The following is a 14382-nucleotide window of genomic DNA, read 5'->3' on the forward strand; positions in this document are numbered from 1 at the left end:
CGATGACCGCCATAAAGGATAAAACCATCTGGCTAACCGGTGCTTCTTCGGGCATCGGTTTAGCCTTGGCTCAACAATTGGCTGACGCGGGCGCGGCATTGATTCTGACGTCGCGACGCGAACAGCAACTGGAAGAGTTGCGTCAGGCACTGCCTAATAGCGACAAACATCGCGTACTGGCGCTGGATTTATCGCAACCAGAAACCGCGCAAGCAGCGGCCGAGCAGGCATTAGCTGATACGCGGGTCGACATTCTCATCAACAACGCCGGCGTATCACAACGCAGCAAAGCGTTGGATACCGACTTATCCGTTTATCGCCAGCTAATGGAGATTGATTATTTTGGTGTGGTCGCACTTAACCAGGTGGTGATGCCCAAAATGATAGAGCAAGGCAGCGGCCACATAGTTACCGTTGCCAGCGTCGCTGGTAAAGTCGGTAGCAAGTTACGCAGTGGCTACTCCGGTGCTAAGTTCGCGGTAGTGGGTTATATGGATTGTTTGCGCGCAGAAATGGCCGAACACAATGTGCAGGTCACCAGTATTCTGCCCGGTTTCGTGAATACCCAGATTGCTATCAATGCACTACAAGCCGACGGCAAACAACAAGGTCACAACGATCCTGAAATTGAGCAGGGTATCAGTGCCGACGAATGCGCCGCGGGTATTATCCAGGCAATCCAGGCCGATAAAGCCGAAGCCATTATTGGTAAAGGACTAAGCGCATTAGCACCAACACTAAAACGCTTCTTCCCGGGGCTGGTCAGACGGATTACCGCCAAACGAGAGGGCTAGCCGTCAACAGCCGGATTGTAGGTGATCTCCCACAAGTGGCCGTCAGGATCTTTAAAGTAGGCACCGTAGCAGCCCCAGGGTTGCCAGTGCGGCGACTTCAGCAGCTCTGCACCCGCTTGCTCTGCTGCGCTTGCCAACTCATCAATTTGTTCTTGTCTCGTAACATTGTGGCTAAGCATATGTCCACTACCCTTGGGCGTGATACCGAGTTGATTAGCCAAACTCCGGCGCGGCCAGATCGCCAATTTCAGGTTGTCATTAAGGTTAAAGAACGCCACTTGAGTGTCAGTGTTTACATCCCCCACAATACCCTTGGTGGGCAAGCCCAGGCCATCGCGATAAAAGCTAACCGCCTGTTCTAAATCATCGGTCATCAGCGTGATAACGGTAATTGTTGGTTGCATAACATCTCCCGGTTTTTCCTGACCATAACAATTTTTAATACGCATAAACACGCTATTTACGCTATGCTCCGCGCTACACCAATGATTTTAACGGTTGCAAGGAGCCACTGTGTCACTAACTGCCAATGACAAAAAAGCCGTCGGCTATGCACTCACCGCGGTATTGCTTTGGTCCACCGTGGCAACCGCCTTTAAAATCACCCTGAATTACTTAACACCGTTACAAATGGTCACCGCCGCAACTGCGGTATCTTTTGCTATTTTGTTTGCTATTGCGTTAATTCGCGGTAAACAGTCACTGATACTACTCGAACTGCGCCGAATGCCCTTATATTACTTGCTGATTGGCGCGATTAATCCCGTACTCTATTATCTGGTGCTGTTCGAAGCCTATTCACTGTTACCCGCATCCGAAGCCCAGCCGTTAAATTATACCTGGGCAATCGCACTCACCTTTATGGCCGCCGTCATATTAAAGCAACCAATTCGTAAACGCGACTGGGCAGCCAGCGCGCTCGGCTATTTAGGCGTGTTGGTAATCGCCACCCGTGGTGATGTCTTAGGTTTAAGCTTTTCCAATCCGATGGGTGTATTTTGGGCGCTGTTATCGACATTTTTGTGGGCCGCCTACTGGATCATCAATACTAAACGTAACGCCGAGTCCATCGTTCAGTTAGTGTTGGCATTTGGCCTCGCACTACCATTTTTAATAATCTGGAGCCTCATAAGCAGCGACTGGTCAAACATCCCCTGGCAAGGCTGGGCGGCAGTAACCTACGTTGGTTTGTTCGAAATGGGTATCACTTTCCTGTTTTGGATGATGGCCATGAAAACCGCCACCAACACCTCGCTCATCAGCAATCTGATATTCCTGTCACCATTCGTCTCGCTGCTACTGCTAAACCAGATCCTCGGCGAAACCATCTACCCCAGCACCATCACCGGTCTCATCCTCATCGTCACCGGCCTGATCCTGCAACGCCTGCGCTTTGGACGTGAGCGTAGCGCAGATCGTTGAGCATTCTGTCATTGGATTTGGTGCTGCGAGGCTCACTAGCGGGCTTTGTCCTGTCATCGGGCAGGAAATTCAAAGGGACGCTGCAAGTACATCCCTGTACGCTTGTTTCCGGCCATCCATGGCCTCCAACACCCTTTGAATCCCCCACCCGACAACAGAACGCCCACGAGTAAACCTCGCAGCATGGATATCCGGTAACAGCATGCTCACCAAGAAGTTGAAGCGCTATCGGCGTGATTGGCTGTTATACCCTCCCCCGAGAATGTTGGAGGGCATGGATGCCCGGAAACAAGCCACACGGACGTGCTTGGTGCGGTTCTCGGGCGAGGGTATAACAGCCAAGCAAAAAGCCGATAGCACTTCAGCTGCTTGGTGAGTGTGTCGCGTCAGGACGCGACCTACATCATGTTAACGCACCTGCTGGCGGAGGTTGCGGGCGAGCTCTTGGTCGGCGGCGTCGGGTTCTGGTGCGTCTGTGGGGCTGTTGAGTTCAGGTTTTAGGGCGAGCTCGGTTAGTAAGGGAAAGTGATCGGAGCCAAACGGGGGCAAGCGTTCGACCTTTACTAAGGCAAAGTGGTGGCTGTGGAAAATATGATCTAATGGCCAGCGGGCAAACCAGTAATTGGCATGGAATGTATTAAACATGCCCCTGCCAATGCGCGGATCGAGCAGGCCACTCATTTTGCGGAACAAAAGCGTTGTGCGCGACCAGGCGACATCGTTAAGATCACCTGCAACCACCGTCGGCGTGTGCTTTTCATCAATTTCTTCCGCCAACCGCAATAACTCCGCATCGCGCTCAGCCGATTCTTCATTTTCGGACGGGCTTGGTGGTGCCGGATGAACAAAGTGTGCTTTTATACGCTCACCGGATTCGAGTTCTATCCAGGTATGTATCGAGGGTTTATCGTTTTCGACGATATATCGCACTTCACTGTTATGCAAAGGCAGCCGCGAGTATAAGTGCATGCCGTAAAGATTATCCAACGGCACCTTTACCGAATAAGTATAAACCTCTTCGATCGCAGCCAATTGTTGCTGCCACCAATCGTCTGACTCCAGTGTAATGATCACATCTGGCTGATTATGCTTAATAAGGCGTATTAATTGCTCGCTGTTGCGGTTAGGCGTTAGCACGTTAGCTGTCATTATCTTGATATGCGCCACGCTGTTGTCGCTGGTAGCCTCCACCTCGACCGGGAACAAGCGGGTATACGGAATAATCCACCATAACTGACGCGCCAGGGTAAGCACCAATATCGCCATAGATAGCGACTCTGTCAGGGCGAATGATTCGAAATAGAACAATCCAATCAGCAACCAGAAAGCCAGCAAAACCGCTAACTGAAAGCGCGGAAAATCCAGCCCGCGAATTAGCCAATGTTGAACACGCAATAACGGCGCTAACGATAGCAGCGCGAGAATGACAGAAACGCTAAGATGAACAGACTCAAACATCAGTGAATCCCTTTATACACTGACTTAACGCTACTGCACGAACGGATAAACTGCAACAAGTAAAGGGGCTTGAAGTGCTATCGGCTTTCTGCTTGGCTGCTATACCCTCGCCCGAGAACCGCTCCAAGCACGTCCGTGTGGCTTGTTTCCGGGCATCCATGCCCTCCAACATTCTCGGGCGAGGGTATAGCAGCCAATCACGCCGATAGCACTTCAGCCGTAAGGCGAGTACAAAAAAGAAGGCGCCAAGGTGATTGACTAACCTCTTAAGCAAGGGTGTCTGGCGCCATGGATGGCGCCAGTCAAGCCCTACAGGGACGTACTTGCGGGCGTCCCTTGATTAAGAGGTTTCAATCACCCAGCCGCCTTTTTTGTGTTCGCCGCAACGGGTGTGTCGCGTCAGGGCGCGAACTACACCATGTTGACGAGCATGCTGGTGGGGTCTTCGAGGTATTCCTGCCAGCGTTTGTTAAAGCGGGCTATGGTGCCGCCGTCGATAATACGATGGTCGCCTGACCAGCTTACCGTCATTATCTTACGAGCTACGACGTTGCCGTTTTCGTCAAAGCGCGGTAGTTCCTGCACTTTGCCTAAGGCAACAATGGCTGCTTCCGGCTTATTAATGATAGGTGTTGCCACCGTACCGCCGATAACACCAATGTTCGAAATACTAATAGTACCGCCTTTCATGTCAGCCTGAGGCACTTTCCCTTCTCGAGCTGCTTGAGTCAGACGAGTCACTTCATTGGCCACATCAATAATACTCTTGTTCTGTACCTGTTTTACGTTAGGCACTAACAAGCCAATTTTGGTATCGACTGCCATGCCGATATTGTGGTCATCAAAGTAGGTAATTTCAGTGCAGTCTTCGTTCACCTGCGCATTCATTACCGGGAACTCTTTTAGAGCCAGCGACAAAGCTTTAATAAAGAACGGCATGACAGTTAAGCGTACGCCTTTCTCTTTGTATTGTTCTTTCAGCTTTTCACGCAGCGCAATCAGGTTAGTTAGATCAAATTCATCGGCATAAGTGAAGTGCGGAATAGTGCTGACAGAGTTCATCATCTGCTTAGCCATAGCCGCTTTGACGCCACGGATAGCTTCGGTGCGTGTGCCGCCGCTAGTACTAGTAGCTGCATTGGCACTGACATCTGCGTTATTACTCGAGCCAGAGGCACGAGCTACGTTGTCACCCGACTTGAAGGCTTCAATGTCTTTTTTCAAGACACGACCTTTCTTACCAGAGCCAGAAACGTCAGCGATATTAATATCATTCTCGCGCGCTAAGCGACGCACTGCAGGGCTGGCAATGGCTTTGCCCTGGCGCGCTTTCGCTGGTGGCTCAGCCTCTGCCTTTGCAGTTGCCTGCGGCTTAGACTCTGCACTGTTTTGCGAAGCGCTGCCTGAAGCAGTCTCGCCAGAGCCTGAAGCCTGAGCGCCGCCGGCTGATTGCAAAGCAAATAACGGCTTATGGACTTCGGCGATATCGCCTTTTTTGTGATACAGCTTAACGACTTTACCGTCATCTTTCGCTGGAATCTCAACCGTGGCTTTGTCGGTCATCACCTCAACCACGGGTTGGTCTTCTTTCACTTCATCGCCTTCAGCGACCAACCACTCAACGATTTCACACTCAACAATACCTTCGCCGATATCGGGAAGGATGAAGTCGGTGGTTTCGTTACTCGTGCCAGAGGCACGAGCTACGTCGTCCTCTTTTGGTTCTTCGGTTGCAGCAGCGTCGTTTGAATCGCCTTCAGCATTAATGCGGAATAACGGCTCGTGGACTTTAGCAATATCGCCTTTTTGGTAATACAGCTTTTCAACCACACCATCGTCTTTCGCCGGTATCTCAACCATGGCTTTGTCAGTCATGACCTCAACAACGGGCTGATCTTCTTTAACTTCGTCGCCTTCGGCTACCAGCCACTCAACGATTTCGCACTCTACGATCCCTTCGCCGATATCGGGCAGAATAAAATCTTTACTCATGTCGATGGGTCCTTAGTAGTTCATTGAGCGTTTGATGGCTTCGTAGATCTTCAAGTGATCAGCCATGTACTCTTTCTCGTGACACAACGGATATGGCACATCAATACCTGATACGCGCGCGATTGGCGACTCAAGGTATAAGAAGCACTTATCCTGCACCGTTGCTGCAATCTCGCTAGCAAAGCCGCCGGTAATTGGGGCTTCCTGAGAAATAACCAAACGTCCGGTTTTCAGTACCGACTGAGTGACAGTTTCAACGTCCCACGGCAAAATAGTCCGTAAGTCGATCACTTCACAAGACACGCCGTCTTGTTCGGCTTTCTCGACCGCTTTTTCGGTCACTTCCATCTGCGCGCCCCAGCCCAGTACAGTAATATCCGTACCTTCTTTAACGACGTCAGCTTTGCCTAATGGAATAGTGTATTCTTCTTCAGGAACCTCACCCGTCGATGCACGATACAGGCGCTTCGGCTCCATAAATAACACCGGGTTTTTATCAAAAATGGCGCTCAGCAATAGACCCTTAGCTTCGTATGGGTTACGCGGCGTTACAATTTTCATACCCGGGGTATGAGCAAAATACGCTTCCGGCGACTGCGAGTGATAGTGACCACCGGCGATACCACCGCCGTATGGCGTACGAATGGTTAAACCACCTACATCAAACTCGTTGCCTGAGCGGTAACGGAACTTAGCTGATTCGTTAACGATTTGGTCAAACGCCGGGAATATGTAGTCACCAAACTGAATTTCCGCAACCGCATAGCTACCTTGTGACGCCAGACCGTTAGCAAAGCCAATGATACCCTGTTCAACCAGTGGTGTATTAAAGTTGCGGTGCTTGCCGTATTTCTCGGTCAAACCAGAAGTTGCACGGAATACGCCGCCAAAGCCACCGGTGTCTTCACCAAAACTGTATACATTGTCGTGTTTGGCCATCGCCAGGTCGAGTGCGCTGTTGATGGCTTGTAATAAATTCATTTTAGCCATTAGTCGATTCTCCCTGACGTTTTCGGATACGCATCCGGATACTTACGGATATGCTCTTTCAACTCTTCCAATTGCTCTTTCAGCAATGGCGTCGGCTCGTCATATACGTCATTAATCAGTTCATCGATATGTGGCGCAGGTACTTTTTCGGCTTCTTTTAACGCCGCCAGAACCTTAGCTTTGACTTCTGCATGATGCTCTTCAACATGGTCTTTATCCAACCAGCCTTCATTCATCATCCATTTTTGCAGACGATCAAGCGGATCTTTTACTTTCCAGTCGTCTTCTTCTTCGCGCGTACGGTAACCCGTTGGATCGTCCGACGTCGAGTGACCCGACATACGATAAGACATGGCTTCAATCAGTACCGGCTCGTTTTCTTCTACTGCCAGGCGACGTGCTTCCTGCGTCGCTTTTAGCACGGCAAACACGTCGTTACCGTCGATACGGATGGTTTTCATGCCATAGCCAATACCGCGTGGCGCAATGCCGTCACCGCCATACTGCTCGCCTTGCGATGGCGTTGATATGGCGTAACCGTTGTTACGACAGAAGAAAATAACCGGCACTTTGTAAACCGATGCCATGTTCAGAGCTGCGTGGAAGTCGCCTTCAGAAGCAGCACCTTCGCCAAAATAGCAAATTGTGCACTTGCCGGTTTTATCCATCTTCTGCCCGAAGGCATAACCGGTCGCTTGTGGTATTTGTGTACCCAGCGGCGAAGATATGGTCATAAAGTTTAAGTCAGCACAGCCATAGTGAACCGGCATTTGACGACCTTTACCTAAGTCTTTTTCGTTCGAAAACAGCTGGTTCATGAACTGTTCAACGGTAAAGCCGCGGTACGCCAAGGCACCCTGCTCACGATACTGTCCCATGATCATATCGCCGTCATCTAATGCAGCCGCAGAAGCGACACTTTCGGCTTCTTCACCGCGCGAAGCCAGGTAGAAGCTAATACGCCCCTGACGCTGCGCGGCAATCATGCGCTCGTCCAGCGTACGAATAAACTGCATGGTGTCATGGATTTTTACGATAAGGTCTTTATCGTACTCTGGCATGTCAGCATTTTTATGGAAGCTACCGTCCTCTTTGAGGATTTGCAGCATCGGAATTGTGACTGATTCACCATCAAACCATTGAGGTTTTGTCACAATCTCTGTGTTGTGTTTTTTATCCTTGGCCATAACCTTCTCTTTCGGTTGTTAGCAGGGTGGAAAATTGCCGCTACTTTACCTTTACGTAAAGTGCTATGCAAATAGCCCACTCAACCCATTGCACATTAATCAATGGGCTAAGTGTAAATAGAAACGAACAGTTTTAACAATGATTCAACGCAGATTAGACCAGCTCAAGCGACTCCGTCGGTACTCGCACAACCGTAAGCAATGCGCGCTGCCCTAATGCGACCTTAGCGTTGGGGAAAATAATGTGTTCAGCGTCATGTTGGGCGTAGATCGGCTCGCCACCATCCGTGGCCAATAAATCACCCTTTTCAAACGCGGTAAAGTTGGCCACGTCATCAGCAAAATTAAGTTCAAAGTCCTGATTCATGCGGTTAATAGTTTGTGCTTCTGCAAAAATAAAGTGCTGTTGCGGATCAAAATTCGGTAACTGCGGCTCCGGCTGAGCTATTAATTGCCGCAAGCTTCGCTCCGCAGCGGCAAAACTGTCGCGGTTATTCTCACCAAAGGGTCGTACCTTACCGAGCTCGACTGTAAAGGCATCAGCGCCAAACTCATTGACCGAAAAGTATGAGAACGTGGTTGTCGCTGCTTTGTTCAGCAACACTGTATCGACCCCGCAGGCCAATAAAAACAACAGCTGGTCTTTTTTATAAGGCTTACCGTGAGTAAATGGATAAACCGCAAATTTTTCACGCTTAGAATCACGAATCGCGGTATGCAGGTCGTAGTGATAACGGCGACGGTTGGTTCCCTCAACGTACTGGTAAAAACGTTTAACGTACTGTTCCAGCTTAGCCGCCCGCTCACGTTCGGGATTACTTATTCCGCCTTCGCTATGAGCGCCACTGAACAGCCTGTTCATATTTTCTTCAACAAAGCGTCGGCCAACATTTATCGACGCAGGGTTGGCTATTAAAAACAACGTACGGTGTATTACCGACTGTTTCTCAGCAATAATGTCCTGAATAATGTCACGACAGATCTCAATTGGTGCGGTCTCGTTACCATGCACAGCGCAACTAATCACAATATCTTTGTCTGTCGTCTTCGCCGGCTCAACCACCAGCACACCGCTATCCCAAACCGTTAGCTGAGTACCATCGCTAAGGTTAGTTTCGAAGTGACCGTTGTAGCCCCACTCATTATCACGAGTCCATTGCAAAAAGTCGTTAAACACCGTTGACTGTGTTGTGTTCAAACCTTACTCCTGTTATTTCTTGCCGGGTTCAAGTCCGTGCGTAGCCAGTAAATGCCTGAGTACACGCGAATTGTATTCACGGCGATAGAGAATAAAGACAACAATACTGCTGGATAAAATCAGCATCAGAGGATGTAAAAACCAGGCCAAGTAGGCGAGTGCAAAGTAATAGGTCCGCAATCCTTTATTGTACTCATGACCGGACTGGTCCAGTACCCGCGCGGCATGATTGGCAAACGCAACGCGCTCGTCTTCGCTGCGGTTCTGTTGCTGATATTTAACCGATGCACCCAATAATACCGAGACAAAGCCGAACTGTCGTATCGACCAGGTAAATTTGAAAAAGGCGTAGATAAATATCATCGCCAAAACGGCCAATTGGAATTGCACCATAATGGCACTGGAAGCCGGTGTTAGTGGCAGCTCATTGAGAACTTCGACGACTTCTTCAGAATGCGCGAGTACGGTAATGACACCGGCTAACACCAGTACCGTCGAAGAAGCAAAAAACGTGACTGTACGCTCGACGTTACCGATAAGCGACGCATCGGCAATCTGATTATCCTTGTGCATCACCGTTTGCATCCAGTCAATACGCAAAGTACACAAAATACTGGATAAACAGTGCGTCGTTCGCGCTCGTTTGCGTGCGAATAACGAGTAACCGATCCAGCAAAAAAAGAAAAATGCTAACGCAATAAAATCGAGCAGTGATAGCAACATGATGCCTGTGCCCTGACAGTTTGTTGTAGTTTATGGGCTCTATATTAACAAATTATGACGACCGCTAAGTAAAAAAGCCGCAGTTTTTTACAAAACTGCGGCTCATTAATCGAGGCTATTGCAAGCTAGTAGTTTTCCAATGCCTTTTTTGTGCTCATGTCTTTAGGTTCGGGTGGTTTAGCTAACCCATACCAGGACAACATACTGCGCATACCACGTTTAAAGTCACTCAATATCAAATACAGACACGGAATTAACAGCAGCGTAATAATCGTTGCAAAGATAATACCGAACGCCAGTGATATCGCCATCGGAATGACCAACTTAGCCTGCATACTTTTTTCCAGTACAATAGGTAACAGGCCAAAGAACGTCGTTAGCGAGGTCAACGTAATCGCGCGGAAACGGCGGCAACCGGCATCCAATACCGCATGACGCAAGTCGGTGCCGGCTTCACGCGCTTTGTTAACGTAATCCACCATCACCAAACTATCATTAACAACCACCCCGGATAGCGCGATAATACCGAATAAGCTCAAGATGCTGACCGGCATACCTAATACCCAATGGCCGATAACCGCACCGATGATACCAAACGGAATTACCGACATAATGATTAACGGCTGGCTATATGACTTAAGCGGAATCGCCATCAGCGCGTATACCGCCAGCATTGCCAGTAAACCACCTAACGCCAGTGAGTCAGTCGCTTCGGCTTCATCCTGGGTTGCCCCCTGCAGTTTAAAGCCAACGCTTGGGTATTTTTCCAAAATTTCCGGTAGTTTCTGACCCCGAACTTCACCGACAATTCGGAATGGCTCGACACGGTCTTTGTCAGCCCGTGCCCGCACGTTCACAGAACGTTCACGATTGATACGGGTAATCGTAGAGTAACCTTCAGCAAACTCGATATCAGCAAGTTCCGTAAACGGAATTTCCGAGCCATCTGCCATGCGTAACTTCATATCCTGCAAGTTACCCACCGATTGGCGCTGTTCTTCCGGATAGCGAACCATGACTTTGACTTCTTCGTCACCGCGTTGTATGCGCTGTGCTTCGGCGCCGTAGAATGCATATCGAACCTGCGTAGCCAGCTCGGCGAGGTTTATACCCATTGCCTCAGCTAGCGGTTTGGTGGTTACCAACACTTCGTCTTTGCCATCACCAAAGGTATCCTCGATATCGAACACACCATCATATTCACCCAGCACCGCTTTTAACTCATCTGCGGCTGCTTTTAGCGCGTTAAGATCATCACCAACCAACTGGAATTCGATGTCGAAGCCGCCACCGCCGCCAATACCGCCCTGGAAGTTAATCGCGCGCACGCCAGCAAGTTCCGGCACTGATTCACGCCATTGGTTAACAATTTCATAGCCGTCGATATTGCGATCTTCGCCTTTTTTAAGTTCGGCGAAAACCGTGCCTGATTCAGTACCATTCAGCCAAATATTGGTGTGACGAACAACGCCATCACCTTCCGACTGCTCGGTTTCTTCGTCAACGTGTTGCAGTCCTTTGGCGACGCTTTCAAGCACTTCAATAGTGCGTTCTTCTGAGCTACCAGGCTGCATTTCAACGTTAGCTTGAATAAAGTCACTGGGGATATCCGGGAAGAAAACCCAACGCACGATACCGCCACTGAGCAGACCGATCATTAAAATCATCATGCCAACAAAGGTAGCCAACGTGGCATAACGATAGTGCAGACACTTCTTCAAAAACGGACGGTAATAATTGGTCACGAATCGCTGAATAGCATCGGCAAAACGGTTACGAAAACGTTGAAACTTATTTGGTTTTTCTAAACCATCTTTGGAGTACTTCATCTGTGCAATATGCGCGGGCAAAATCCATTTTGACTCGATTAAGGAAAACGCCAAGGCGATGATTACCACAAACGCAATCGACTCCCAAATAGCCCCCATGCCGCCTTCTACCATCAGCATAGGAATAAACGCTACCATGGTGGTTAAAACCCCAAACGTTGCCGGTATCGCAACGCGTTTGGCGCCAGCGACGACATTGTCAACGCTTTTGCCTTTTTCCTCTATTTCTGTGTAAGCACTCTCGCCGATGACTATCGCGTCATCGACCACTATCCCCAGTACCAATATAAAGCCAAACAACGAAATCATGTTGATAGAAACATCAACAATCGGCAATAGCGCAATGGTACCCAAGAAACACACCGGAATACCGATCATAACCCAGAACGCCAAGCGCAATTGCAGGAACAATGACAGCATTAGGAATACCAATAAGCCACCGATCCACATATTGTTAAGCATTAAGTCCAGGCGACCTTGCAGATAGTAGGATGAGTCACCCCATGATGCGACCTGGATCTCGTTTGGTAACTCTTGCTGTTTCTCTGCTACGTAGTTCTTTACATACTCAGCGATCTTCAGGTCGTTTTGGTCACCCACTGAATTAATACGGACAAACGTTGCCGGCTTGCCATCAAATCGGGTAAATGCCTCTGTCTCGACAAAGCCATCCTCAACTTTTGCAATATCGCCTAGCGTTATTCGAGTGCCATCGGGCCGGCTGACTAAAACAATTTTTTCGAACTCATCGCCGCGATAAGCCTGATTGTTAGCGCGTAATAAAATATCGCCATTAGGGGTCTTTATTGAACCACCAGCCACATCAATGGAGGTACCGCGAACCGCGTTAACAATTTGCTGGAAGGTTAAGCCGTAACGCTCCAAATCCTGCTGCGAAATTTCAATCGCAATTTCATAGTCGCGGGCACCAACCACTTCGACTTTGGTAATACCGCCAACCGTTTTTAGCTCATCGCGGATGGTTTTTGCTAACTCTTTACGGGTGCGTTCGTTGGCATCACCAAATACGGTGACCCAGATGACGTCACGATTGGGTCGTACCCGATAAATATTGGGTTTTTCAATTTGCTGCGGAAAGTTGGGAATAGCATCTACCAGCATTTTGACCTCGTCCATGACTACTTGCACATCGTAGTCAGGCTCCACTTCCAGGGTCACACTACCAATGCCTTCACTAGAGCGTGATGTCATTTCTTCGATACCGTCAACATCCTCAATCGAGTCTTCGATAAGCATGATCACGCCCTGCTCGACTTCCTGCGGGGCAGCACCGGGGAATGGTACTTGAATGCTGATAATATTCAGCTCAATTTCCGGGAACATTTGCTTGCGCACCGTAAAGATAGATAGTGCGCCGGCAACCAAAATCACAATCATGAGAAGGTTTGCCGCAACCGGGTTATTGCCAAACCAGGCGATTATCCCTTTTTGCTTTTCGTTAGCCATGGTTATTACTCACTCTCACCGTTATCGTTAGCAGCGACTTGCTCTTGCTCATCATCGCTGTCGGCTTTGGCTGCAGTTTCCATTTGCTCCGGCAACGGGTCCCCCTCAAGGCGAACTTCCATGCCGTTTAGTGCATTTTTCAGTTGCGTCAATACGACAAGGTCACCCGCTTCCAGACCATCGCTGACGATACTGGTATTAGCCTGCGTGCGAATCACTTCGATAGCTTTTTTCTTTAATCTACGGTCTTCTGCAACAGTCCAGACACTGCCATCAGGATTAATAGCGTAAGTGGGCACTTCCATTACGCCACTCACCTGCTGCCCTTCTATTTGTGCCTGAACAAAGCGTCCGAACCGCAATGGTTCTGGGTGTGACTGCCCGTTCAGATTGTACGGGTCGGAAACCTGTACCACGCCATAAATAACACGACTGGCTTCGTCTAAAACCCCTTCTGTACGAACCAATTTGCCCAACCACTGTGTGTCTACACCCGATACCTGAGACTCCAGCAACACCTTAGGTTGGGTATTGGTCTCATCCGGCAGATTCAGGTAGGTTACGTCCAAGTCGCTCAACGGCAGTCGCACTTCAGCAACGTCAGTACCAAATAAGGTGGTAATTTGCGAACCCGCGCCAACAAACTGCCCGAGGTCGGCTTGTTTATTCCGTAATACTGCGGCATAAGGCGCACGAATCGTGGTGCGCTCCAGATTCCGCTCTGCCATTGCCAGGTTGGCTTCGGCTGACTCAAGTGCAGCAAAAGCACTGGCCAACTGAGGCTTGCGCAAGCCCAGCGCCGGTGCTTCACCGTCAGTGAATTGCGACCACTCTTCTTCGGCAACTCGTGCGCGGGCTTTTTCTTCTTCTAAGGTTGCTTGTGCCTGAAGTAATTGAGCCCGCGCTTGCTGTACCGCAACTTCGTAGTCAGAAGGATCTATTTGTAACAGCATTTCGCCTTTGTCAAAAAAGCCACCGGCATTGTATTTGTCTGCCACATCGACTATTTGCCCGCTAACTTCCGCAACCAGCGTGGTCGAAAATTTAGGTGCTGCGGTACCCTGTGAATCGACCAAAAAGGTCATTTCCTGGGTTTGAACTTCTTTTACCTCGACCATAACCGCTGGCTTTTTTTGTTGTTTCATTTGCGGCGGTTTTGCAGCCATGCTTGCTAATACAGCCAGCAAAATGGCAACAACAATAATTAATGGTGGGATAAACGCTCGTTTCTTTAATTTCATCACAGTTCGCTCAACAGTTTGAAAATTCACTGACTATATTATCCGCCTAACAAATGTAAATTGTTAGGCTTTATCTGTTGC

At 49.2% G+C, this 14382-nt stretch carries 11 protein-coding genes; 2 read left to right on the plus strand and 9 right to left on the minus strand.

The window, feature by feature from the left end; genetic code table 11:
• Window positions 1-2 precede the first annotated feature (2 nt).
• Window positions 3-794, plus strand: a complete 792-nt coding sequence (locus tag DEU29_RS10035; protein WP_133540224.1) for an SDR family oxidoreductase — start codon at window positions 3-5, stop codon at window positions 792-794.
• Here DEU29_RS10035 and DEU29_RS10040 read toward each other — a convergent pair.
• Window positions 791-1198 carry a VOC family protein gene (locus DEU29_RS10040; protein WP_133540225.1) on the minus strand — a complete coding sequence of 136 codons (408 nt, stop codon included), beginning with the start codon at window positions 1196-1198 and terminating at the stop codon, window positions 791-793. The two genes, DEU29_RS10035 and DEU29_RS10040, sit on opposite strands and share 4 nt — an antisense overlap.
• Window positions 1199-1307: 109 nt before the next feature.
• Between DEU29_RS10040 and DEU29_RS10045 the strand changes: the two genes are divergently transcribed.
• The gene (locus DEU29_RS10045) at window positions 1308-2216 is read left to right on the plus strand and encodes a DMT family transporter (protein WP_133540226.1); all 909 of its coding nucleotides are present in this window, start codon (window positions 1308-1310) and stop codon (window positions 2214-2216) included.
• A 408-nt stretch (window positions 2217-2624) separates the two neighbouring features.
• On the opposite strand, the gene DEU29_RS10050 is transcribed toward DEU29_RS10045, so the two are convergent.
• From DEU29_RS10050 to DEU29_RS10085, 8 genes are all read right to left on the minus strand, one after another.
• On the minus strand, window positions 2625-3674 hold the full coding sequence (locus tag DEU29_RS10050; protein ID WP_133540227.1) for an endonuclease/exonuclease/phosphatase family protein: 1050 nt from the start codon (window positions 3672-3674) through the stop codon (window positions 2625-2627).
• A gap of 411 nt (window positions 3675-4085) precedes the next feature.
• Window positions 4086-5666, minus strand: coding sequence for a dihydrolipoyllysine-residue acetyltransferase (locus tag DEU29_RS10055; RefSeq protein ID WP_133540228.1), 1581 nt, complete (start codon window positions 5664-5666; stop codon window positions 4086-4088).
• Between the two features lie 12 nt (window positions 5667-5678).
• Complete coding sequence (locus DEU29_RS10060; RefSeq protein WP_133540229.1) at window positions 5679-6656, minus strand: alpha-ketoacid dehydrogenase subunit beta; 978 nt, start codon at window positions 6654-6656, stop codon at window positions 5679-5681.
• Window positions 6656-7843: a thiamine pyrophosphate-dependent dehydrogenase E1 component subunit alpha gene (locus DEU29_RS10065; protein WP_133540230.1), complete on the minus strand. Its 1188-nt coding sequence runs from the start codon at window positions 7841-7843 to the stop codon at window positions 6656-6658. Before DEU29_RS10065 ends, DEU29_RS10060 begins: the two co-directional genes overlap by 1 nt.
• 154 nt (window positions 7844-7997) lie before the next feature.
• Window positions 7998-9041 carry a succinylglutamate desuccinylase gene (gene astE, locus DEU29_RS10070; protein WP_133540231.1) on the minus strand — a complete coding sequence of 348 codons (1044 nt, stop codon included), beginning with the start codon at window positions 9039-9041 and terminating at the stop codon, window positions 7998-8000.
• A gap of 12 nt (window positions 9042-9053) precedes the next feature.
• A complete protein-coding gene (locus DEU29_RS10075) occupies window positions 9054-9764 on the minus strand; it encodes a DUF599 domain-containing protein (protein ID WP_133540232.1) in 711 nt (236 codons plus the stop codon).
• A gap of 125 nt (window positions 9765-9889) precedes the next feature.
• Window positions 9890-13060, minus strand: a complete 3171-nt coding sequence (locus DEU29_RS10080; RefSeq protein WP_133540233.1) for an efflux RND transporter permease subunit — start codon at window positions 13058-13060, stop codon at window positions 9890-9892.
• Between the two features lie 5 nt (window positions 13061-13065).
• Window positions 13066-14301, minus strand: coding sequence for an efflux RND transporter periplasmic adaptor subunit (locus DEU29_RS10085; RefSeq protein WP_133540234.1), 1236 nt, complete (start codon window positions 14299-14301; stop codon window positions 13066-13068).
• Window positions 14302-14382 lie beyond the last annotated feature (81 nt).

This window comes from Idiomarina aquatica, from assembly GCF_004362895.1.
Classification (GTDB): domain Bacteria; phylum Pseudomonadota; class Gammaproteobacteria; order Enterobacterales; family Alteromonadaceae; genus Idiomarina.